Annotated in this window: 1 pseudogene; it reads left to right on the forward strand. The window is 68.3% G+C overall.

Going from position 1 to position 1,002, the window contains the following annotated elements:
* A pseudogene (locus tag ACFY0U_RS45700) lies at positions 1 to 1,002 on the forward strand (alpha-1,4-glucan--maltose-1-phosphate maltosyltransferase); the annotation flags it as partial.

A 1,002-nucleotide genomic window follows, 5' to 3' on the forward strand; every position in this document is an offset into this window, starting at 1 on the left:
TCCGAGGGCACGCCGGAGCGTCCGCACGGCACGTTCCGCACGGCCGCGCGGCGGTTCGAGGCGATCGCGGCGATGGGCTTCGACGTGGTCTATCTGCCGCCGATCCATCCGATCGGGACGACCTTCCGCAAGGGCCCGAACAACACCCTGTCGGCCGCCGCGCAGGACGTGGGCGTGCCGTGGGCGATCGGCTCGCCGGAGGGCGGCCACGACGCGGTCCACCCGGATCTGGGCACCATCGAGGACTTCGACTGGTTCGTGGCCGAGGCCCGCCGTCACGATCTCGAAATCGCCCTGGACTTCGCGTTGCAGTGCTCCCCGGACCACCCGTGGGTGCAGAAACACCCCGAGTGGTTCCACCACCGTGCGGACGGCACCATCGCGTACGCGGAGAACCCGCCGAAGAAGTACCAGGACATCTACCCGATCGCGTTCGACGCCGACATGGACGGCCTGATCGCCGAGACCCTGCGGGTGCTGCGGCACTGGATGGACCACGGGGTGCGGATCTTCCGGGTCGACAACCCGCACACCAAGCCGGTCGTGTTCTGGCAGCGGGTGATCGCGGACATCAACGCCTGCGACCCGGACGTGATCTTCCTGGCCGAGGCGTTCACCCGCCCGGCGATGATGCACACCCTGGGCCAGATCGGCTTCCAGCAGTCCTACACCTACTTCACCTGGCGCAACACCAAGGAAGAACTCACCGACTACCTGACCGAGCTCTCCGGTGAGGCGGCCGCCTACATGCGGCCCAACTTCTTCGCCAACACCCCCGACATCCTGCACGCCTACCTCCAGCACGGCGGACGGCCCGCCTTCGAGGTCCGCGCGGTCCTGGCCGCCACCCTGTCCCCCACCTGGGGCATCTACAGCGGCTACGAACTGTGCGAGAACACCCCCCTGCGCGCCGGCAGCGAGGAATACCTCGACTCGGAGAAATACCAGCTCCGCCCCCGCGACTGGGACACCACCGACACCATCGCCCCCCTGATCACCCGG

The organism is Streptomyces sp. NPDC001536 (assembly GCF_042894505.1).
GTDB lineage: Bacteria > Actinomycetota > Actinomycetes > Streptomycetales > Streptomycetaceae > Streptomyces.